This is a genomic window from Planotetraspora phitsanulokensis (genome assembly GCF_016863295.1).
GTDB classification, from domain to species: Bacteria; Actinomycetota; Actinomycetes; order Streptosporangiales; family Streptosporangiaceae; genus Planotetraspora; species Planotetraspora phitsanulokensis.
On record NZ_BOOP01000009.1, the window covers coordinates 75,683 to 96,389 of the forward strand.

The window sequence follows — 20,707 nt, forward strand, 5'->3', positions numbered from 1 at the left end:
CGAAACCCCATGAGGGGGCGGGCCTATGCGACATTCCCCGCCGGCCGTACGCCATGAAGGACCAGGGCCACCGTCCGGTCGGCGAAGTCCCGGTCCAGAGGCAGCTGCCGGAACACGACCCGCAGCCATACGGCGCCCGCGAGCAGGTCGACGATCATCATGGGATCGGCCGAAGCGTCGATCTCCCCCCGCGCGCGGGCCCGCTCGAAGATCGGCAGCTCCCGGGCGAAGCGGTCGGCGAAGAAGCCCTTCGCCGCCTCGGCCAGGGCGGGATCATGCACGGCGGCGCCCAGCGCGGCGACGGCGATGTCGGACGCCGGAGGGACCGTGAGCAGCCGGGCGACGCCCTCGACCAGGCGGCGGAGATCCCCGTCGAGGCTGCCGGTGTCCGGCGCGTCGAAGTCGAGCACCTCGGCCTCGACGAGCGCCGCACCAAGTAGGGCGGCCTTGGACGGCCACCAGCGGTAGATCGTGGTCTTGTTCACCTCGGATCGCCCGGCCACGCCCTCGATCGTGAGGCCCTCGTACCCCTTCTCCGCGAGCAGTTCGAGCGTCGCGTCCAAGATCTGCCGCTTCTTGCGAGGAGCCATGCCGGAAGCGTAGTACAACGCAACGTTGCGTCGTACTCTAAGGAAAACACCACGCACCGTTGCGTTGCATTCGAGGAGGAGCCGTGGCACTGCCGATCGTCTTCATCCACGGGATCCGGGTCAGCGGCACCATGTGGGGCCCGGTCAGGTCCCATCTCGCCGGCCCGTCCGCCGCACCGGACCTGCCGGGGCACGGTTCCCTGCGCGGCCTGCCGTACGACATGGAGGCCGCCTGCGCGGTGGTCGCGGACCGCATCGCGGAGCTCGGGGGACGGGCGCTCGTCGCGGGGTTCTCCCTCGGCGGTTACGTCGGCATCGCCACCGCCGCGCGGCATCCCGACCTCGTCGCCGGTCTGGTGGCGATGGGCTGCACGGCGAAGCCCACGGGGAGATGCGCCATGATCTACCGCCTGGCCGGCCGGCTCGCCGCACGCGGCCCTTCACTGGCCGGGCGCCTGAGTGCGTACGGCTTCCGCAGAACGCTTCCGGGACCGACGGCGGAGGCGTTCACCGCCGGCGGCCTCGCCTGTGAAGTGGTGCCGTCGGTCGTGGAGGCCGTCGCCGCCGAGGATCCTGTGGCCTCGCTCGCGGCCTACCCCGGGCGGGTCTGGCTGGTGAACGGCTCCCGCGATCCGTTCCGCATCGACGAACAGGAGTTCCTCCGGGCGTGCGCGCACGGCAGTCTCACTCATCTGCCGGGCCGGAGTCACCTGAGCGCGCTCGCCGACCCCGCCGGGATCGCCCACCTCGTGGAAAACGCCGCTCAGACCGTCGCTCCCATCCCGCCAGTCACTTCCTTCGCGGAGGCTCCACCCGTTCGTCAAAACGCCATATTTTTACCCGAATATGGTCAGAAGTGACGTTAATGTCATGGCAGCCTCAAATGCATGCATACAAGGAAACTAATCCCGGTCGTGTGCATGGCCGTTCTTGGCCTGTCCACCGGGTTCTCCGTCCCGGCGCTGGCCCAGTCCGCACAGGCGCCGGCCGCTGCCGCCCACGTCCGCACGGTCGACGCTCCCCCGGTCTACGGGCGGGCCACCTATCTGCTCGACGCCTCCACAGGGGCGGTACGGCTGGACGACGCCGGCGCCCGGCGCATGCCGATCGCCAGCCTCACCAAGGTGATGACGGCCTACGTCGTCCTCAAGCAGGCCAAGCTGACGGACACCGTCACGATCACCGCCGCCGACGTGCGGTATGCCAACGACAACGGCGGCACGAGCGCCGACCTCGAGCCCGGCGACCGCGTCCAGATCAAGGACCTGCTCTACGGCCTGCTGCTGCCGTCCGGCGCGGACGCCGCGCACGCGATGGCCCGCACCTACGGCCCCGGCGTCGACGGGTTCGTCGCCAAGATGAACGACACCGCCCGCCAGCTCGGGCTGAAGGACACCCACTACGTCAACCCCGACGGGCTCCCGATGCCGGGCGGCGACGGCTACTCCACCGCGCAGGACCAGGCCCGGCTGGCCGCGGCGGCGCTGCGCGACAAGACGTTCGCGAAGGTGACCTCCACCCAGCGGTACAGCATCGGCGCGACCGCGACGCACGGCGCGCACACGTGGACCAACACCAACGAGATGCTCGACCTGCCGGGCGCCCTGGGTGTCAAGACCGGCTTCACCCAGGCCGCGGGCTTCTGCCTGACGTTCGCGGCCGACCGCCAGGGACATCGGCTGATCGGCGTCATCCTCGGCGAGGACGTCTCCAGCAGGCGCTTCAGCACCGCCGAGTCCCTCCTGGACTGGGCGGCGGACAATCCGGCGCCCCAGCGCAACCCCGCCGCGTAGGGCCGTACACCGGCTGCCAGACTGGCGAGCCGTCGGGCATGTGCGTCATCGTGCGCACCTTGAGATCGGCGCCCGGCGGCTAGCGAGGAGGACGTGGTGGAGAAGCCGGACTGGGCCGCACCCCTGACCGAGGCGTACGAAAGGTCATTGGGCTATCTGACGGCCCTGCCCGACCGGCCGGTGGGCAGCACGGCGAACCGGGCCGATCTGCTGGCGGCGCTCGGCGGGCCGTTACCCGAGGGGCCGCAGGACGCTCGCGGCGTGGTCGCGGACCTGGCCCTGGCGGCCGAACCCGGTCTGGTGAACACGCCGAGCGGCCGCTTCTTCGGATTCGTCGTCGGCGGCGCGCACCCCGCGGCGCTGGCCGCGGACTGGCTCGCCACCACATGGGACCAGAACGCCTGCATGGCCGCGCTCGCCCCGGCCGCCTCCGCGGTGGAGGAGGTGGCCGGGGAGTGGCTGGTTCGGCTGTTCGGGCTGCCCGATCAGACCTCGGTGGGGTTCGTCACCGGCGGCCAGATGGCCAATTTCACCGCGCTGGCCGCCGCCCGGCACGAGATGTTGCGCCGGGCGGGCTGGGACGTCGAGGCCGACGGGCTGGCCGGGGCGCCTCGCCTGCGTGTGCTCGCGGGCCGGCATCGGCACAGCACCATCGACCGCGCCCTGCGATTCCTCGGGCTGGGCCGCAACGCGCTCGTCCCGGTCGAGACGGACGCCCAGGGGCGGATGCTTCCCGGCGCGCTCGCCGAGGCGCTCGCCGGCGGCGAAGGCCCGGCGATCGTCTGCGCCCAGGCCGGCGGCGTCAACACGGGCGCGTTCGACCCCATCGGGGACGTCTGCGCCGTCGCCCACGAAGCGGGGGCCTGGGTGCACGTCGACGGCGCGTTCGGGCTGTGGGCCGCGGCCGCCCCGCGGCTGCGCCACCTCACGGCGGGCGTCGAGCAGGCCGACTCGTGGGCCACCGACGCGCACAAGTGGCTCAACGTGCCCTATGACTCCGGCCTGGTCTTCTGCGCGCATCCGGAGGCGCACCAGGCCGCGATGGGCGTACGGGCCGGCTATCTCATCCACGGCGCCGACGGGGAACGCGACGCGCTCGACTACACGCCCGACTTCTCCCGCCGCGCCCGCGGGTTCGCCGTGTACGCCGCCCTTCGGTCGCTCGGGCGCACCGGCGTCGCCGACCTGGTGGAGCGGTGCTGCGCGCTGGCCGGCCGGTTCGCCGAGCGGCTGGCAGCCGACGACGGCGTGGAGGTGCTCAACGACGTGTCCCTCAACCAGGTGCTGGTGCGCTTCCTGTCCGCCGACGGCGACCACGACGGTCACACGCGCGCGGTGGTGGAACGCGTCCAGCGGGACGGAACCTGCTGGATGAGCGGGACGACCTGGGAGGGCCGGGCCGCCATGCGGATATCGGTCTCGAACTGGTCGACCGACGAGGACGACGTGGACCGCTCGGTCGAGGCCATCCTCCGCTGCGCCCGGTGAACCGAGACGGCCGCCGGTCGGAGGACCGGCGGCCGTGCGGAACATCAGAACGGAGTGGGGTCAGCGGACGTCGCGGACCTTGACCGTCTCCTTGCGGTTGCCCTCGGTGTTGCCCGCGATGTCCACGGCGAACCAGCGGACCTCGGTGGTCTTGTCGACGGTGATCTGCTGCGCGCCCTCACGCATTCCCGCCGCGGCGAGCCTGGGCGAGTTCAGCGTCGGCCGGCTGCCGTCCAGCGTGTAGTACACGTTGGCCGGCTCGTCCAGCGTGAAGGTGAACGTGGCCGAGGAGTCGGTGCGGCCGGTCACCTCGAGCTTGGACTTCGGCCGGTCGTTGTCGTCGGAGAAGGACCGGGCGACCTCGAGGATGGCGATCTGGCCGTTGGCGAACTCCATCGCCTCCTCGTGGCCTTCGGCGAAGTCCGGCTGGAAGCCCACCGGCTCGAACTGCTTGGTGGTGGCGTTTTAGACGTCCGCGCCCACCTCGAAGTCCCAGCCGATGATGCCGCGGTTGAACCAGTGCTCGTCGGCGCTGTTGCCCGCCGCCGAGTACAGAACGTCCGGGACCGGACCGGTCTGGCCGGGCCAGATGCCCGTGCCGCGCCACGCCTGCACCGCCGACAGGATGTGAGTGGAGGCGTCCCAGAAGTAGTTCTCCGTGCCGAAGTCGACCCGCGGCAGCAGCTCACGGCCGGCCGTCTTGTAGGCGCCCGGAGGCCACATGAAGTAGCCGCCGTAGGAGTGCGTGTTCATCGCGAACTTGATGTTCGGGTACTGGTGGGTCAACCACACCTCGTTGCGCGCCTCCGGCTCCGACAGCTCGGACGGACCGGCGAACGTGCCGCTGGTGCAGCTTGACGAGGCGCCGCTGTACCCGTCGAAGAACGAGCCGACGGTGAAGTTGCGGTTCAGGTCGACGCCCCACGAGTTGCGGGACGCCGGGTCCCCGGAGTTGGTGCCCGCGCAGTAGTTGGTCATGTTCTTGCGCTGCATGTTGTAGTCGTAGAAGCTGTACGTCCCGCCGTCGGGGTTGACCGTCGGCATGATGAAGATGTCGAGGTTGTCGACCAGCTTCCTCGTCGCCGGGTCGCGGTCGTAGTTGCGCAGCAGGCGCTCGGCGGTCTCCACACAGGTCAGCGGCGTCACCCATTCACGGGCGTGCTCCTGGCAGTAGAGGAACACTCCGACCTTCGAGCCGTCGCGCTTCTTGCCGATGCGCAACACCTTCATCTGGAACGGATCCCGCGAGATGCTCGCCGGCGCCTTGAGGTTGTCGGTCAGCTTCGTCGCCGGAGCGGCGGCCACCAGGCCCGCGCCTACGTTGCCGCGGTAGGTCGACGCCGTCAGCAGCGCCGCGGCGGCCGTGTCGGCGTTGAGCGCGTCCACCACCTGACGGGCGGTGCTGCTGATCGCACCGGAGGCGTCGGTGGCCAGGTTGACCGTGACGTTCTTGCCGGCGACCGCGACGGACAGCGGGGCGGAGGCGGTGGCCGGCTGCGTCAGCGTCACGCCGATGTCGTTGCCGCCCTCACTTCCGTACGCCTTGGAGGTCACGTATAGGGTGCTCGCGGCGGCAGTCCCGAACTGCGCCTGAGCGGCGCGGCGGTAGCCGTTCGTCTTGTTCGGCAGGTCGATGATCTCCGAGATCTTCGGGAACTGCCGGGCCAGCGAGCTGATGCGACCTGTGACCTCGGTGGGATCCATGTAGTGGTCGACGAAGTCCTCGACGTAGTGCTTGCTCGGCGGTTTGCGCTTCTCACCGAGCCACTTGTTCACCGGCACGGTGACCGAGCCCCCGCGACTGCTGGTGATGGTCACCTTGGTGGGCGCGGCGGTGATCGCCAGCGGTGCGCTGAACCGGTGGTACATGTACTGACCGGCGTCGGTGAAGCGCGACATCGTCGCCGTGCCGCCGGAGTCGGGGGCGGTCTTCGGGCCGCTGTCCCAGGTCGCCGTGAGCACCGTCTCGGCGTCCGTGGCGCTCGACTTGACCTCCACCGAGAGGAAGCGCTGGTCGTCGAGGCTGGTGAACCATTCGGCGCGCAGCGGGGTCAGGGTGTCGGTCTCAACGGCCGCCGCCGCGGCCGACTTCATCGCGGACTTCCGCTCGGCCTGGTTCTGCGCGTAGTCCGACTGGTCGGAGATCGCGCCCCGGACGTCGAAGCCCTGGTCGCGAAGGTCCTGTGCCTCCTGCGGGCTGAGCACCGCGTGGACCTCGATGCCGTTGTCCAGCGGCTTCTTGTATTCGGCCAGGTCCACGCCCATGGAGTTGAGCCGGTCGACCGCGTCCTGGTCGGGGACGACGATGCGGAGCAGCGCCACACCGTTCTGGTCGGTGCTGGGCTGCCGATCCGGCACGACCTGGCCGGCCTGCGGAGAGGGATCGGCGAGAACCGGGTTCGGACTGAGAGTGAGGGTGAGGGCAATGGGCAGGGCGAGTACGACCGCTACGCGGCCAACCCTGCCATTGATGGAACGCCCCATGACAGATTCCTCCAGTTGGCACACGGTTTCCCGGGGAGGGGGTTATCCCGGCAGAATGTGCACAATTGTCATGATCTTCGCTAAGCGGAGAATAATCGTCAAGGGTCCCAATATCCATATTTGGTGCGTCCGGTAATGTAACAGAATCTTTATCTAGAACTTATGGACCATGGTCAAATTTCGCGATAAAGGAATGCTTTCCGGGTAATTCACGACCGCTACGCTCAGCGAGCATGAATACCGAAGACGTGTGGCGTCTCGTCGACGAGGCGCGATCGGGGCTCGACGAGGAGGCGCGCGGCGATGCCGACGCGGTGGCCGGGCGGATGGTCGGCCTACTGTCCCGGCGAACACCCGCCGAGATCGTCGCCTTCGCGCAGCCCCTGTGGGACCTGCTCACCGCCTCCTATCGGGCCGACCTGTGGGCGGCGGCATACGTGATCAACGGCGGGGCCTCCGACGACGGCTTCGACTACTTCCGCGGCTGGCTCGTCGCCCAGGGCGAGGAGGTGTACGGCCAGGCGGTCGCGGACCCCGATTCCCTCGCCGGCCTGCCCGCCGTCGAGCGCGCCCACGCACGGGAGGAGGACATCGAGGGTGCCGACGTCCTCGGCGTGGCGTGGAACGCCCATCTGGCCGTCACCGGCGAGGAACTGCCCGACGGGGCGTTCACGATCCGTCATCCCCGGCTCGATCCGGACTGGGACTTCGACTTCGACGACGAGGACGAGATGCGGCGCCGCCTCCCCCGTCTGACGGCCCTCTACTACGGGTGACCGGGCCCGCGCCGGCCCGCGATGTGCTGACGACGCTTCGCCGGGAGTTCGACGCCGACGACGACACGTTCCTGCTGAAGCTGCGGGGCAGTCAGCTCGAATGGGACAAGGACGCCTTCAGCCGACTGGAACAGGCGATGCGCGCGACCTGCGAGCTGTTCCAGGGGCGTGACCGGCTGGACCGCTGGATCGCCGAGGGCTTCTACGAGGTTTCACACTTCGTAAGAGGCTGGACCTCCCATCCGCACTTCCCGCGGCCGAAGCCCGACGAGTACTACGACGCGTGCCTGGAACGGCTCGACGACCTCGCCGACTGGTTCTTCCGCGGAGTTCACAATTACATCGAGCCGCACACCTGGCCAGACCTCTGACCGCCGCCCCCGGGACAGGGCATTCGGGTGGCGCCGCCGACACGACATCGCATGTTCACGCTGTTGCGTGACACAGGTCGTTTGACCGATCTACGTTCCGGCTGATGACTCTTGATCGTCAACCCGGAGGTGGACGTGGACCGAAGGACCGTGCTTCGAGCTGCCGTCGTCGGAGTGGGAGGAGCGGCGTTCTCCGGAGCGTTGTGGGGTGAGGCCTTCGGCGCCGTCGCCCAGCCCGGGCCGAGCCCGTACGGAGACCTGCTGGCCGCCGACGGCGACGGCATCCAGCTCCCGTCGGGGTTCACCAGCCGGGTGATCGCCCGTTCTGGGCGGCAGGTGGCCGGCTACACCTGGCACTGGGCGCCGGACGGCGGGGCCTGCTTCCCCGACGGCAACGGATGGATCTACGTGTCCAACTCCGAGATCCCGCTGGTCGGCGGCGCGTCGGCGGTCCGCTTCTCGGCCGACGGCACCATCCAGTCGGCCTACCGGATCCTGTCGGAGACGAACCTCAACTGCGCGGGCGGAGCCACCCCGTGGGGCACCTGGCTGTCCTGCGAGGAGATCGCCCTCGGCCGGGTCTTCGAGACCTGGCCCGGCGGCGGCCGGAGCGGCGAGGAGCGCACCCGGATGGGCCGCTTCAAGCATGAGGCGGCGGCCTGCGACCCGGTGCGCCAGGTGGTGTACCTCACCGAGGACGAGGAGGACGGCTGCTTCTACCGGTTCATCCCCGACACGTGGGGTGACCTCCGCACCGGGCGACTCCAGGTGCTCTGCGCGCCCTCCGGCCAGATCACGGGCCCGGTCACCTGGCAGGACATTCCCGACCGCGACGGCTTCCCCGTCGCCACGCGACGTCAGGTCGGCGCCGCCAAGCACTTCGACGGCGGCGAGGGCTGCTGGTACGAGAACGGCGTCTGCTACTTCACCACGAAGGGCGACAACCGGGTGTGGAGCTACGACGCGGTCGGCTCCGTGCTCGACCTGGCCTACGACGACTCGCTGGTGACCGGCGGGTCCGCACCTCTCACCGGGGTGGACAACATCACCGGCGCCCCCACCAGCCGCGACCTGTTCGTCGCCGAGGACGGCGGGAACATGGAGATCAACGTCATCACCCCCGAGGGGGTCGTGGCGCCGTTCCTGCGGATCCTGGGCCAGTCCTCCTCGGAGATCACCGGCCCCGCGTTCTCCCCGGACGGCAGGCGGCTCTACTTCTCCTCCCAGCGCGGCACCTCGGGCTCCTCCACCGGCAGTGGCGGCATCACCTACGAGGTGACCGGCCCCTTCCGCTCCCAGGCCTGACCACGTCCGTGAGCCGACGCGGGCGGGAGCCGTCCCGGACGTGAACAAGAAGGTGGTCGCGCCTTCCCCGGACGTTTCCCCAGGTGTCACGGATCATCGGCAGGTTGGGAACGTGGCCGCGCCGGCCCGGGTCTCGCGAAGAACCGGGCCGCCGCGCCGCACCAGCAGTCTGAATCGACTCCCGCGCCACACCGTCCGGGGCAGGCCCCCTTCCGCACACGGACCAGGAGACGCACGTGAACAGGCTCCGCATCACCGCCGCGGCCTTATTGGCCGGAGCGACCGTAGTGGCCCTCGCAGGCCCGGCGCTCGCGACCTCGCCGGGAAAGCACCACCGCGAGGATTTCGACCTGCAGGCCCACCGCGGCGGCCTCGGCCTCGTCGTGGAGAGCACCCTCGACTCCTTCGCCAACGGGCTGCGCGTCGGCGTCAGCACGCTGGAACTGGACATCCAGATCACCGAGGACGGCAAGGCCGTCGTCACCCATGACCGCAGGATCGACGGCCGCAAGTGCCAGGACACCGGCCCTGCGTTCCCCGGCGACGCCGAGTATCCCTACGTCGGCAAGTACGTGAACACGCTCACCCTCGCCCAGGTCAGAACCCTGGACTGCGGGTCGAAGACGCTGCCCGACTTCCCCGGGCAGCGGCCCGCTCCCGGTGCCCGGATGCCGCTGCTGAGCGAGGTGTTCGACCTGGTCAAGCGGTTCCACGCGCACGACGTGACGCTGAACGTCGAGACCAAGGTCGAGGCGGGCGCGCCGTCGGAGACCGCGCCGCGTGAGCAGTTCGTCCAGGTCGCCGTGCGGGAGATCCGCCGCGCCCACATGCTCAAGCAGGTCACGATCCAGAGCTTCGACTGGGGCTCGCTCATGCGCATGCGGAAGGTCGAACCGCGGCTTCCGCTGGTGGCTCTCACCAACTACGACTTCCTCCAGACCGGCCAGCCGGGCGCGTCACCGTGGCTGGGCAGCATCGACATCGACGCCTTCGGCGGCGACCCGCTGAAGGCGGTCAAGTCGTTCGGCGCCGAGGCCTTCTCCCCCGTCCACGGGTTCCCGCAGAACGGGAAGGTGACCGACCCCGGCTACCGCCCCTACGTGACGAAGGCCATGGTCGACGAGGCCCACCGGCTCGGCCTGAAGGTGATCCCCTGGACCGTCGACGACGAGCCCACCATGAACAAGCTCATCGACGACGGCGTCGACGGCCTCATCACCGACTACCCCGACCGTCTGCGCGCGGTGATCGCCGACAGGGGCTTCTCGCTGCCCCGGCAGTACCGGGGCCCTCGAGGCTGACCCCCGGCGCGCCCACGCAGGCCTCCGCCTGCGTGGGCACCCGGCGTCACGCGTCGAGCGCGGCCAGGTCGTCGGGTGTCAGGCGGATCCGCCCGGCGGCCATGTTCTCCTCGAGGTGGTCGAGGGAGCCGGTGCCGGGGATCGCGAGCATCACGGGTGAGCTCGCCAGCAGCCATGCGAGCGCGACCTGCGGCATCGTGGCCCGGTGGCGGTCCATGACGCCGGCGAGACGGGCCGCGTCGATCGGCCGCCGACCGCCTCCGAGCGGGAAGAAGGGCACGAAGGCGATCCCGGCCTCCTCACATCGGTCCAGGACCTCGGCGTCGCCCCGGTCCTGCACATGGAAGCTGTTCTGCACGGCCGCCACCGGCGCGATCCGCTGCGCCTCGGCCAGCTGGGCGGAGTCGACGTTGCTCACGCCGAGGTGCCTGATCAGCCCTTCCTCGCGCAACTCGGCCAGGGCCGCGAACCGGTCGGAGATCGGCACTCCACCGGGGGCGTTCAGGCCCCCCACACGCAGGTAGACCAGGTCGAGCCGGTCCACGCCGAGGCTGCGCAGGTTGTCCTCCACGAGCTCGCGCAGTTGCGCAGGGCCGGCCTCACCGCTCGGCACTCCCTCCGGGCCGAGCAGCGGCCCCACCTTCGTCGCGATCACAAGCCCGTCCCCGTACGGCGCGAGCGCCGTACGGATCAGGTCGTTGGCCGCCACGCCGCCCCGGCGGTAGAACCAGGCCGTGTCGATGTGGTTCACGCCCAGTTCGACCGCGCGGCGCAGGACCGCGACACCGGTCTCCGGGTCGCGGGCGGGGCCCGCGAAGGTGCCGGTCGGCAGTCGCATCGCGCCGAAACCGAGCCGGTGAACCGGCAGGTCTCCGCCGAGGCGGAAGTCCCCCGTGAGCGCGGCGGGGGAAATCGGGTCTGAATATCCGTTCGTCGTCATGCAGGCAAGATTCCCCCTCCGGTGGGAGGCGGGGCCACGCGATGGCAACAAGCTGCCACCTCAGCCGGTCCGCTCATAATGGACGAATGACTCCCGACCAGGTCATCACCGTACGCGGCGACGCGGAACTCGTCGCTCGCGCGGGTCACCTCTTCACCGGCGCCCGGCACGAGTTCGTGTGCGCGGCGCGCGACCTGAACACGTGGTCGCAGCCCGAGGCGCGGCAGGCGATCAGCGGCCGGATGCACGCGAACGGCACGGCCGGCTTCGTGGTGCGCAAGCTGCTCACCCCGGCCGCCCTCGCCGACGAGGCGTCACGGCGGCACCTGGACCAGGTCACGGCCGCGGGCGGCCGGGTGCGGATCAGCTCGGCGCCGCTCCCCCACGAGACGATCATCATCGACGGGCGGGTGATGATCCTCGCGGGCCCCGACGCTCCGGGCCCGCGCGAGTTCACCGTCACCACCTCGCCCGCGCTCGTCGGCGGTGTGCACGCCCTCTTCCGCGCCGCGTGGGACAGCGCCGCCGACCTGGCCGCCTATCTCTCCGGCGACCGGCCCCACCTCGACGACGACGACCGGGCGGTCCTGCGCGCTCTGGGCGCCGGATACACCGACGAGACGGCGGCCCGGCGCCTCGGCCTGTCCCTGCGCACCTACCGCAGACGGGTCGCCGAGCTCATGGCCACGCTGGAGGCCGACTCCCGGTTCCAGGCCGGGTTCCGCGCGGGCGAACTCGGTCTCACCGGTTAGCGACCTCACCGGCTAGCTCATCGACGCGACCTGCGTCCGCGCGGGGCGGTTGCGCCACAGCCAGACGACGTCGCGGCCAAAGGACCACACCAGGGACGCCAGCGCCGCTCCCACCGCGACCGCCACGACCGGGTACGGCAACACGCCCGAGGCGGCCACGACGAGCACGATCCCCTGCGTCGCCGCCACGACCTTCCGGGCGAAGCTCGGCGGCAACGCCCCCCGCAGCCACGGCATCGTCCAGCCGGCCACGACGAAGGCGTACCGCATGGCGCCGATGACCAGGACCCACGCACCCAGGGAGCCCGCGACGTGGACGCTGAGCACCAGGATCAGGAAGGCGTCGACCTCCATGTCGAAGCGCGCGCCCAGTTTGGAGACCGTGCCGGTGCGCCTGGCGACCTGACCGTCGACCGCGTCCAGGATCAGGGCCACCGTCGCGAGTGTGACGAGAATCACCAGCGGCAGGCCCCGGGCCGGGTGGTCCGTCATCACCAGGACCGCCACGAGCGCCGTCACACCCCCGACGAGCAGGGCGCGAGCCAGCGTGACATGATCGGCCGGGCCCAGTGAGCGGGTTCCCGACCGCCGAGCGGCGACGGCGAGGAACGCCCACAGGCCGGCCGTGTAGACGACCCCGGCCGCCACACTCGCCGAGCTCAGGCCCACGAGGGCGTTCAGCAGGCACAGCAGGCCCATCTGGACGCCCGCTCCAGCGGCCTGTTCCCAGTGGATTGAACCCGCGCCGAACTGTGCACGTGTTGTTTGAGTAGTTCGTGCGGACGGTGCCGTCATTCGGAACCCCTGTACCAATTAGTACCCATATGCACCATCTATCCACCTGTTGAGGAGATGCTCGGTGATACGTACGGCACGTGCCTTCTGGTTCACGTCTCCCGGGGAGGGCGAGATCAGACCGGTCGCCCTGCCGGAGCCCGGCCCAGGCGAGGTGCAGGTCCGTACGCTCTGCTCGGGGGTGAGCCGCGGCACCGAGACCCTGGTCTGGCGCGGCGGGGTGCCGGAGAACCAGTACGACGTGATGAGGGCGCCGTTCCAGGAGGGCGACTTCCCCTGGCCCGTGAAGTACGGGTACCTCAACGTCGGGGTCGTGGAGCACGGGCCGCCTGATCTGCTCGGCCGCCCGGTCTTCTGCCTCTACCCCCACCAGACCCGCTACGTGGTCCCCGCCGGCGCGGTCGTCCCCGTGCCGGACGGCGTGCCCCCGGAGCGGGCCGTGCTCGCCGGGACCGTCGAGACCGCGGTGAACGCCCTGTGGGACGCGGCGCCGCTGGTCGGCGACCGGATCGCCGTCGTCGGGGCCGGAATGGTCGGCTGCGCCGTGGCGGGTGTGCTCGCCGGCTTCCCCGGTGTCAGGGTCCAACTGGTCGACGTGAACCCTGCGCGGGCAGGCGTCGCCGAGGCGCTCGGCGTCGGCTTCGCGTCGCCCGGGGAGGCCGAGGAGGGTTGCGACCTCGTGATCCACGCCAGCGCCACCGAGGCGGGGCTGGCGCGTTCACTCGAGTTGCTCGCGCCCGAGGGAACGGTCATCGAGCTCAGCTGGTACGGCGACCGGAGGGTCGGCCTGCCCCTGGGCGAGTTCTTCCACTCCCGCCGTCTGACCGTCCGCAGCAGCCAGGTGGGCATGGTGTCCCCGGCCCGGCGCGCTCGCCGGAGCTTTTCCGACCGGCTGTCGCTGGCGCTGACGCTGCTCGCCGATCCCGTGTTCGACGCGCTGATCACCGGTGAGAGCGGGTTCGAGGACCTGCCCAAGGCGATGGCCCGTCTCGCCGGCGACGATCTTTCCGCTCTGTGTCACCGAATCGTCTACGACCCCGCCGAGTCCTGAAAGGCTCCACCTTGTTCAGCATCACCGTTCGCGACCACGTCATGATCGCCCACAGTTTCCGCGGCGAGGTCTTCGGCCCCGCGCAGCGCCTGCACGGGGCGACGTTCGTGGTCGACGCGACGTTCCGCCGCGCGGAGCTCGACGCCGACAACATCGTCGTCGACATCGGGCTGGCCACGCAGGAGCTCGGCGGCGTGCTCGCCGAGCTCAACTATCGCAACCTCGACGACGAGCCCGCCTTCGCCGGGATCAACACCTCGACCGAGTACCTGGCCAAGGTCATCGCCGACCGGCTCGCCGACCGGGTCCACGCGGGCGCGCTCGGCGAGGGGGCCCGCGGGCTCTCCGGGATCGCGGTCGCCCTGCACGAGTCGCACGTCGCGTGGGCGAGTTACGAGCGCACCCTGTGAGCACGGCCGGCGTGTTCGCCGTCCTGCCCGGTGACGTCGACGACGCGGCCGCGCCGAGCGGCGGCAACGTCTACGACCGCCGCGTGTGCGGGGGACTCGTGGCCGCCGGCCTACCGGTCCACGAGATCGCCGTGCCGGGCGCCTGGCCGAGGCCGGACGGCGACGCCCGGGCCGCGCTCGCCCGATCACTCGCCGAGGTGCCCGACGACGCGGTCGTCCTCCTCGACGGGCTCGTCGCGTGCGGGGTGCCCGATGTCGTCGTCCCCCAGGCCCGGCGGCTGCGCCTGGCGGTCCTGGTCCACCTGCCACTGGGCGACGAGATCGGGCCGGAGCCCGGGGTGGCGGCCGACCTGGACGCGCGCGAGCGGGCGACCCTTCAGGCCGCGGGAGCCGTCGTGGCGACCAGTCCGTGGACGGCGAACCGGCTGGTCGGCCACCACGGGCTGGCGGGGGAGCGGGTCCACGTGGTCTCCCCCGGCGCCGACCGCGCGCCGGCGGCGTCCGGCACCGACGGCGCCTCCCGGCTGCTCTGCGTCGGCGCGGTGACCCCGACCAAGGGCCACGACCTGCTCGTGGAGGCCCTCGTGGCCGTCCCGGAACCGCCGTGGCACTGCGAGATCGTCGGGCCGCTGGGCCGGGATCCCGCGCATGCGGAGCGGCTGCGGCGGCTGATCGAGCGGCTCGGCCTCGGCGACCGGGTGCGGCTGGCCGGCCCCCTGCCGCCGGAGCGGCTGGCCGTGGAGTACGCCCGCGCCGACCTGGTGGTGCTCCCGTCCCGCTCCGAGACGTACGGCATGGTCGTGACCGAGGCGCTGGCGCGCGGGATTCCGGTGCTGGCCACGGCCGTGGGCGGCGTCCCGGAGACCCTCGGGCAGGCTTCCGATGGCGGCGTGCCGGGAATCCTTGTATCTCCGGAGGACCCCGCGGCCATCGCGGCGGGGCTTCGCCGCTGGTTCGGCGATCCCGGCCTGCGGCGTCGGCTCCGGCTCTCGGCACTCGATCGCCGTGACCGGCTGGAACCGTGGCAGGAGACGGCACGGGGCATGGGCGCCGTGCTGGAACGACTACGAGGAGAGACGCGATGAGCACGCCGCCGACCGGCGACGAGCCGGTCCGAGTCACCCCGGGCTGGCTGGCCCTGCGCGAGAGCGCGGACGCCGCCGCCAGGGCGCCGGAGCTGCTCGATCCGCTGCGGGACTACCTGGCGGAGACCGCACCGGAGCGGCTGGTCATCCAGGACCTCGGCTGCGGCACCGGGTCGCAGGCCCGATGGCTCGCCGGACGGCTGCGCGGGCCGCAGCACTGGATCCTCCGTGATCGCGACCCCGATCTGCTCGTCCACGCCGGTGAGAGCCTGCCCCCCTCGGCCTCCGACGGGGGCCCGGTCACGGCCGAGACGCGACAGGGCGACCTCACCGCCCTCCGCGCGGCGGATTTCAGCGGAACGTCGCTGGTGACCGCGTCCGCGCTGCTCGACCTGCTCACCTTCGACGAGGTCGACGATCTGGCCGCGGCCTGTGTGGAGGCGGGGTGTCCGGCCCTGCTCACCCTGTCCGTCGCGGGGAGGGCCGACCTGACCCCCGCGGAGCCGCTCGACGCCGAGGTGACCGGGGCCTTCAACGCCCACCAGCGGCGCACGACCGGCAGCCGCCGCCTGCTCGGCCCCGACGCCCCCGACGCCGCCACCAAGGCCTTCGAGCATCGCGGGGCGGTGGTGCGCAGCCGTCCCAGCCCCTGGCGGCTCGGCGCGGACTCCGCCGCGCTGACCGAGGAGTGGCTGCGCGGCTGGGTCGCCGCCGCCTGCGAGCAGCGGCCCGACCTCACCCCGCAGGCGGAGCCCTACCTGCGGCGACGGCTCCAGGCGTGTGAGGCGGGCGAACTGGAGGTCGTCCTCCATCACACCGACCTGCTCGTGCTCCCCCCGCGGAAGGCCGCCGCGTGACAGTGATGCGCAGGCTCTGGCCCTGGCTGCGGACGCTCATCGGAGCGGGCATCCTGGGGATCCTCGTGTGGCGGCTCGGCACGGGTGCCTTCGTTGACGGCTTCCGCGTGATCGACGGCTGGTCGGCGGTCGCGGCCCTCGTGATCGGCCTGGCGACCACCGTGGTCAGCGCCTGGCGCTGGTGCCTCGTGGCGCGCCGTCTCGACCTGCGGCTGTCGCTGCCGACGGCCGTCGCGGACTGTTACCGCGCGCTGTTCCTCAACGTGCTGCTGCCCGCGGGCGTGCTCGGCGACGTCCACCGGGCGGTCAGCCACGGCCGCACGTCCGGGAACGTCGGCCGGGGCGTCCGCGCCGTCGTGTTCGAACGCCTCGCCGGCCAGGTGGTCCTCGTCGTCGTCGGGGTGACGGTGCTGCTGACCCAGCCCGCGCTGATCACGGCCGTGGCCCACGGCCTCGCTCCGGGCGACGCACTGGTGGCCGGGACGCTGGTCCTGCTGGCCGTCCTCCTCGCCGTCGGCGTGTGGACCGTCGCCCGGCGCGGCGGTGCCTGGCACCGCGCCCTGGCGGCGGGATGGGCGGAGGGGCGCGCCGCCCTGCTCGCCCGCGACGTCTGGCCGCGGGTGGCGCTGCTGTCGGCCGGGGCGGTGGCGGGACACCTCCTCCTCTTCCTGGTCGCCGCCCGCGCCGCGGGATCGCACGCGACGGTCCTGCAGTTGCTGCCGCCGCTGGTCCTGACGCTCCTCGCGATGGGCCTCCCTGTGAACATCGGGGGGTGGGGCCCGAGGGAGGCCGTCTCCACTCTTGCGTTCGGCGTCACGGGTCTTGGAGCCGCTCAGGGGCTCACCGCGGCGGTGGTGTACGGCGTGCTCACGTTCGTCTCGACCCTTCCCGGCGCCGTGGTGCTGTTCCTGCGCCGAGGCGGCCGGGCCCGCGGCCCCGGCGAGCCGTGGCCTTCCGGTACGGTCCGCCACGCCGTCCGGTGAACGCGCGGCGGGCCGGGCATTCGGCTCCCCGAGAAACCGGTCAGCGGGCGATCGGGGTGGGCGGCGGGCCGCACCACTCCGCCAGTGCCGTGCGGATCAGGTCGGCGGACGACTCGGAGCCCGCGGCGGCCGCCCAGGCGATGTAGCCGTCAGGCCGGACGAGCACGAGCGTGCGGGTGGCGTCGCCCGCTGTGACGACCCGCACGCGGCCCTCCCACCCTGCCGCCGCCTGCGCGGGGACCCGCGAGCCCGGGGGCACGACCAGCAGCCAGCACCTGCAGCGCAACGCCTGGTACACGCTCTTCGGCCCGGGACCGGCCAGTGGAAGGTCCGGCGCCCGCCGGCCCACGAGCGGATGGGCGCCCGCGGCGGCCGGGTAGGCGAGGCCGATCCCCGAGATCGTCTCCGCCATGCGGCGGGCGAAGGCCGGGACGCCCGTCGCCGTCCGGAGGAGCACCCGCCAGACCGCACGCAGCGTCCGGGGACGGGCCATCGCACTGCGCAGGAGCCTGCCGCTGGTGCGCAGGGCGATCTCGCCGGCCAGGTGCCGCTCGCTGCTGTAGGTGTCGAGCAACCACGCCGGCGCTCCGTCCCTGACCACGGCGGCGAGCTTCCAGCCGAGGTTGGCCGCGTCCTGCAGGCCCGTGTTCATCCCGAGACCGCCCGCCGGGGAGTGCACGTGCGCGGCGTCGCCGGCGAGGAAGACCCGTCCGACGCGGTAGGCGGGCACCTGCCGCTCGTCACAGCTGAACCGCGATATCCAGCGGGGATCGTGCATGCCGAAGTCGCTGCCGAGGACGCGCCGCGTGATGTCGCGGATCTCACCGAGCTCGACCGGCGCCGTGTCCGCCCGACGCCGGCGTCTGCTCCACACGATCACGCGGTACCAGCCGTCGCCGAAGGGCAGCACGAAGGCGAACCCGTCCTTGACCGCGTCCGCCGTCAGCACGTTCGGGGGCGGGTCGGTCATCTGCACGTCGCACAGCAGGAGCGAGCGCGCCACGGACAGGCCGGGGAAGGGCAGGCCGAGCGAGTGCCGCACCGCGCTCCGCGCGCCGTCGGCGCCGACCACGTAGCGTGCCCGCCACGTGCAGTCCCGGCCGTCGTGTGTACGAACGTCGAGATCCACTCCGTCGGCGTCCTGGCGGAGCCCGGTCACCTCCGCGCCCGGGACGAACTCGACACCCATCGTCCGTGCCCGCTTCGTGAGCAGCCGCTCGGTCATGAACTGCGGGACGGCCAGCAGATACGGAAAGCGGGTGGCCAGGCAGGACAGGTCCAGCACCCCCTGCCCGAACACCCTCAGCGTGTCGATCGGAAGGCCCACCGCCACGAAGTCGTCCGCGAGGTCGCGGGCGTCCAGTTGCTCGAGGGTCCGCGCGTGGACGCCGGCGGCGCGGCTGAGGTTCGACTCGCCGTGTCGGCGTTCGAGGACGACGCAGGACAGACCGGCGGCCGCGAGATCACCCGCGACGAGCAGCCCCGTGGGACCCGCCCCGACGACCACCACGTCCGTTACGGCATCCATGTCGTCCCTTTCCGGTGGATCTCGCTGAGAGACCCACTACCGGGGGACGAAATACCCTAAACCCGACAAACGACACGTGCCGTCAGCGTGCTGCGGCGAGGTCGGCGAACATGCGCTCCCACAACGGCATGACCTTCTGCGGCGAGTATTCAAGGGCCGTCGCGGCGGCCGCTGCGCCCATCCGGACCCGGAGCTCCCGGTCGGCGATGAGCCGGTTCACCCCGGCCGCCAGGGCGTCGACGTCCCGGGCGGGGACGAGCAGGCCGTCGTGATCGTGCGTGAGAACGTCGCCGGGGCCGGTCGGGCAGTCGAAGGCGACGATCGGCAACGCGTGGGCCATCGACTCGATCATCACCATGGGCAGCCCCTCGAACCGGGAGCTGAGCACGTAGATCGAGGCCTTGGCCAGCTCCTGGTCGAGCCGGTCGCTGCGGCCCATGAGCGTGACGTTGCCGGCCAGGCCGTGCTCGGCGATCAGCTTGGCGAGGTCGGCCTTCTTCGGGCCGGTGCCGAAGATCCGCAGATTCCACTCCGGATTGCGTGCCACGACCTGCTTGAACGCCGGGATGAGCAGGTCGAAGCCCTTCTGCCCGACGAGCCTGCCCGCGGCGACCACGAGCGGGTTCTCCTGCCGGGTGGGCGCACGGCCGACAGTGGCGACGGCGTTCGGCACCCATTCGACCCGGGTGCCGGGCAGCAGCTTGCGGTAGTCCTCGCGGTCGCTCGCCGTCAGCGTCACGACCGCGTCGAGCCGGCCGTAGTAGCGGGCGATGTCGCTGCGCACGGTCTCCGGGTAGGTGTCCAGGTTCATGTGATCCTGGGCGACGCGGACGACGCTCTCGGGGGTGCGGCGGGCCGAGATGAGGTTCAGGGCCGGCCGGGTGGTCACCAGGATCCCGTCCGTCAGCGACGACACGTAGTCGATGACCGCCCGCTCCACCCGCTCGGTGAACCAGTCGGCCTTGAACTCCCCGACCGGGACGATCCTGCCGCGCATCATGCGCCAGGCCCGGCGCCCCACCGAGTCGGGCCGCACCCCGCCCCGCTGGTCGGCCAGGGCGGTGACGCGGACGCGGGAATCGATCTCGAACTGCGGCTCGTCGCGCCGCCGTACCGTGCTGATCACCTCGACGTCGTGCCCGGCGGCGGCCATGGCGTTGGCCTGGTTGAGGACCGTGCGGATGGTGCCCCCCATGCCGTAGGCGTGGAGGAGCATGTAACGGATCTTCATCGCACCGTCCCGGGAAGGCTCATGTCCGCTCCGCCGTACGAGGGAGGTAGTCCCAGCTCACGCTCATCGCCCGCAGCGATTCCGGGATCTCGTCCTCCGAGGGGAGGTCACGGCCCGGCTGCACGGTTCCGGTGCTGATCTTGTCCTTCCAGTCGCCGAGTCCCTTCTCCTTGACGGAGAGCTCGCCGTAGGTGAGCATGCCGTCTTCCCACGGGACGTCGAGGAATTCGCAGATCCGGCGGGTCTCCTTCTCCGGTTCCGCGGTCAGGTCCTCGTATCTGACGACCAGGCCGGGAAGCGCCTTGCGCGCCCGCTCGACCGCCTTCATGTAACGCAGGGCGTCCAGCGCGGCCTCCTCGGGAGTGCGCTTGACCGGGTCGGCTTCGTGCCACGAGGTCGCGATGGACGCCGGATGACGCAGGAGGAAGATGAACCGGGCGTCGGGCCAGCAGGCCCTGATCCGCTTGTAGGCGAACGCGTTGGCCGGAGTCTTGTCCACCATGAACCGCTTGCCGCTCTTGACCAACTCGCGGTGCAGCACCCGATCCCAGAGAAGATGCTCCAGATCGGCCCTGTTGTGGCCGAGCGCTTCCATCGCCGATTCCGCCAGCGGGGTCCCGAAGTTCACGAAGAGCCGCCGCACGTGAAGCTCATGGGGAGCGTGCAACATCGAGTGGGCGTTCATCATCGCCCTCAGCAGGGTGGAACCCGAGCGAACCGGCGAGAGGATGAAGATCGGCGCGGTCAGGAGCCGGTCGATCCGCGGGTCCTCCGGCGGCCGCACCAGGTCCTCCGCTGCGGCCTCCTCCGCTGGAGTGGAACCCGTTTTCCCTACTCGATTTAGCTGGAATCCCGCGTACTTGATGAAGGCGTTATTGACCTTCCGCTGCCAGGTCATAGCCGGAAAGACTACTCGATTTTTCTAATAATTCACTGAACGTTCCTTGTGAATATCCACATATAAACC

21 protein-coding genes are annotated in these 20,707 nt (G+C 71.2%); 13 read left to right on the plus strand and 8 right to left on the minus strand.

The genetic code is table 11. The features are described from left to right. Positions 1-23: 23 nt before the first annotated feature. On the minus strand, positions 24-590 hold the full coding sequence (locus tag Pph01_RS12275) for a TetR/AcrR family transcriptional regulator (RefSeq protein ID WP_204073178.1): 567 nt from the start codon (positions 588-590) through the stop codon (positions 24-26). A gap of 83 nt (positions 591-673) precedes the next feature. Here Pph01_RS12275 and Pph01_RS12280 point away from each other — a divergent pair, with 83 nt between their 5' ends. The 3 genes from Pph01_RS12280 (at position 674) to Pph01_RS12290 (ending at position 3,871) form a co-directional block, all read left to right on the plus strand. After that, on the plus strand, positions 674-1,450 hold the full coding sequence (locus Pph01_RS12280) for an alpha/beta fold hydrolase (protein WP_239116635.1): 777 nt from the start codon (positions 674-676) through the stop codon (positions 1,448-1,450). A 60-nt stretch (positions 1,451-1,510) separates the two neighbouring features. Further along, a complete protein-coding gene (locus tag Pph01_RS12285) occupies positions 1,511-2,383 on the plus strand; it encodes a D-alanyl-D-alanine carboxypeptidase family protein (RefSeq protein ID WP_239116636.1) in 873 nt (290 codons plus the stop codon). A 96-nt stretch (positions 2,384-2,479) separates the two neighbouring features. After that, the gene (locus tag Pph01_RS12290) at positions 2,480-3,871 is read left to right on the plus strand and encodes a pyridoxal phosphate-dependent decarboxylase family protein (protein WP_204073180.1); all 1,392 of its coding nucleotides are present in this window, start codon (positions 2,480-2,482) and stop codon (positions 3,869-3,871) included. Between the two features lie 60 nt (positions 3,872-3,931). Here Pph01_RS12290 and Pph01_RS12295 read toward each other — a convergent pair whose 3' ends face one another. Together Pph01_RS12295 and Pph01_RS12300 are read right to left on the minus strand one after the other, a co-directional pair. Next, positions 3,932-4,309 (minus strand): chitobiase/beta-hexosaminidase C-terminal domain-containing protein, encoded by a 378-nt coding sequence (locus Pph01_RS12295; RefSeq protein ID WP_204073181.1) that lies wholly within the window; start codon positions 4,307-4,309, stop codon positions 3,932-3,934. Between the two features lie 27 nt (positions 4,310-4,336). Further along, a complete protein-coding gene (locus Pph01_RS12300; RefSeq protein WP_204073182.1) occupies positions 4,337-6,355 on the minus strand; it encodes a M14 family zinc carboxypeptidase in 2,019 nt (672 codons plus the stop codon). Positions 6,356-6,588: 233 nt separating this feature from the next. Between Pph01_RS12300 and Pph01_RS12305 the strand changes: the two genes are divergently transcribed. From Pph01_RS12305 to Pph01_RS12320, 4 genes are all read left to right on the plus strand, one after another. After that, the gene (locus Pph01_RS12305; RefSeq protein ID WP_204073183.1) at positions 6,589-7,131 is read left to right on the plus strand and encodes a DUF4240 domain-containing protein; all 543 of its coding nucleotides are present in this window, start codon (positions 6,589-6,591) and stop codon (positions 7,129-7,131) included. Continuing rightward, a complete protein-coding gene (locus tag Pph01_RS12310) occupies positions 7,128-7,502 on the plus strand; it encodes a hypothetical protein (RefSeq protein ID WP_239116637.1) in 375 nt (124 codons plus the stop codon). The genes Pph01_RS12305 and Pph01_RS12310 overlap by 4 nt, the downstream gene beginning before the upstream one ends. Before the next feature lie 135 nt (positions 7,503-7,637). Next, positions 7,638-8,807, plus strand: a complete 1,170-nt coding sequence (locus tag Pph01_RS12315; RefSeq protein WP_204073184.1) for an alkaline phosphatase PhoX — start codon at positions 7,638-7,640, stop codon at positions 8,805-8,807. A gap of 236 nt (positions 8,808-9,043) precedes the next feature. Beyond that, complete coding sequence (locus Pph01_RS12320) at positions 9,044-10,108, plus strand: glycerophosphodiester phosphodiesterase family protein (RefSeq protein ID WP_239116638.1); 1,065 nt, start codon at positions 9,044-9,046, stop codon at positions 10,106-10,108. 46 nt (positions 10,109-10,154) lie between these two features. Here Pph01_RS12320 and Pph01_RS12325 read toward each other — a convergent pair whose 3' ends face one another. Further along, positions 10,155-11,048, minus strand: a complete 894-nt coding sequence (locus tag Pph01_RS12325; protein ID WP_204073185.1) for an aldo/keto reductase — start codon at positions 11,046-11,048, stop codon at positions 10,155-10,157. A gap of 86 nt (positions 11,049-11,134) precedes the next feature. Between Pph01_RS12325 and Pph01_RS12330 the strand changes: the two genes are divergently transcribed. Further along, on the plus strand, positions 11,135-11,800 hold the full coding sequence (locus Pph01_RS12330) for a helix-turn-helix domain-containing protein (protein WP_204073186.1): 666 nt from the start codon (positions 11,135-11,137) through the stop codon (positions 11,798-11,800). Between the two features lie 12 nt (positions 11,801-11,812). On the opposite strand, the gene Pph01_RS12335 is transcribed toward Pph01_RS12330, so the two are convergent. After that, a complete protein-coding gene (locus Pph01_RS12335; protein ID WP_204073187.1) occupies positions 11,813-12,499 on the minus strand; it encodes a CDP-alcohol phosphatidyltransferase family protein in 687 nt (228 codons plus the stop codon). Positions 12,500-12,659: 160 nt separating this feature from the next. Between Pph01_RS12335 and Pph01_RS12340 the strand changes: the two genes are divergently transcribed. From Pph01_RS12340 to Pph01_RS12360, 5 genes are read left to right on the plus strand one after another with little or no spacing between them, the layout of a single operon-like run. Continuing rightward, positions 12,660-13,646 (plus strand): zinc-dependent alcohol dehydrogenase, encoded by a 987-nt coding sequence (locus Pph01_RS12340; RefSeq protein WP_204073188.1) that lies wholly within the window; start codon positions 12,660-12,662, stop codon positions 13,644-13,646. Between the two features lie 11 nt (positions 13,647-13,657). Further along, positions 13,658-14,056: a 6-pyruvoyl trahydropterin synthase family protein gene (locus Pph01_RS12345; protein WP_204073189.1), complete on the plus strand. Its 399-nt coding sequence runs from the start codon at positions 13,658-13,660 to the stop codon at positions 14,054-14,056. Further along, positions 14,053-15,141, plus strand: a complete 1,089-nt coding sequence (locus tag Pph01_RS12350; protein WP_204073190.1) for a glycosyltransferase family 4 protein — start codon at positions 14,053-14,055, stop codon at positions 15,139-15,141. The genes Pph01_RS12345 and Pph01_RS12350 overlap by 4 nt, the downstream gene beginning before the upstream one ends. Beyond that, positions 15,138-15,998 (plus strand): class I SAM-dependent methyltransferase, encoded by an 861-nt coding sequence (locus Pph01_RS12355; protein WP_204073191.1) that lies wholly within the window; start codon positions 15,138-15,140, stop codon positions 15,996-15,998. The genes Pph01_RS12350 and Pph01_RS12355 overlap by 4 nt, the downstream gene beginning before the upstream one ends. Positions 15,999-16,003: 5 nt before the next feature. Further along, positions 16,004-16,981, plus strand: a complete 978-nt coding sequence (locus Pph01_RS12360) for a lysylphosphatidylglycerol synthase transmembrane domain-containing protein (protein WP_204073192.1) — start codon at positions 16,004-16,006, stop codon at positions 16,979-16,981. 40 nt (positions 16,982-17,021) lie between these two features. Here Pph01_RS12360 and Pph01_RS12365 read toward each other — a convergent pair whose 3' ends face one another. From Pph01_RS12365 to Pph01_RS12375, 3 genes are all read right to left on the minus strand, one after another. Beyond that, positions 17,022-18,509: an FAD-dependent monooxygenase gene (locus Pph01_RS12365; RefSeq protein ID WP_204073193.1), complete on the minus strand. Its 1,488-nt coding sequence runs from the start codon at positions 18,507-18,509 to the stop codon at positions 17,022-17,024. Positions 18,510-18,591: 82 nt separating this feature from the next. Continuing rightward, on the minus strand, positions 18,592-19,740 hold the full coding sequence (locus Pph01_RS12370) for a glycosyltransferase family 4 protein (protein WP_204073194.1): 1,149 nt from the start codon (positions 19,738-19,740) through the stop codon (positions 18,592-18,594). 19 nt (positions 19,741-19,759) lie between these two features. Next, on the minus strand, positions 19,760-20,638 hold the full coding sequence (locus Pph01_RS12375) for a sulfotransferase family protein (RefSeq protein ID WP_204073195.1): 879 nt from the start codon (positions 20,636-20,638) through the stop codon (positions 19,760-19,762). Between the last annotated feature and the right edge of the window lie 69 nt (positions 20,639-20,707).